General features: G+C 68.0%; 1 protein-coding gene. It reads left to right on the top strand.

The window, feature by feature from the left end:
- The coding region (locus B2W55_RS24425) for a BA14K family protein (protein ID WP_291532297.1) at positions 1-322 on the top strand (322 nt) is incomplete at its 5' end.
- Positions 323-369: the final 47 nt, after the last annotated feature.

Below are 369 nucleotides of genomic sequence, written 5' to 3'. Positions count from 1 at the left end.
GGTCGCCGCGCCGCTCGCGCCCGCCCGGTTGCAGGACCAGCCCACCTCCGTCGAGCATGTGCAGTATCGTCACTGGCATGGCGGCGGCCCGCGCTATGGCTATCGCGGTGGTTATCGCGGCGGATACCACCATCACCACGGCGGCGGAAACGGCGCGGCGATCATCGGCGGTCTTGCGGCCGGTGCCATCATTGGCGGCGCGATCGCGGCGAGCCAGGCCAAGGCCAACAACGACGCCTATTGCTCTCAGCGCTTCCGTTCCTACGACCCGGCTTCGGGCACCTACATCGCGAAAGGTGGCGTGCGCCGTTCCTGTCCGTAAGTCGGCGCCCCCCACACAGATCATTTGTGATGCCCGGCCTTGTGCCG

This window comes from Bradyrhizobium sp. UBA2491 (assembly GCF_002341725.1).
Taxonomy (GTDB): Bacteria; Pseudomonadota; Alphaproteobacteria; order Rhizobiales; family Xanthobacteraceae; genus Bradyrhizobium.
Note: the sequence above shows the minus strand (reverse complement) of the source record. Positions and strands in the feature narration are given on the sequence as shown.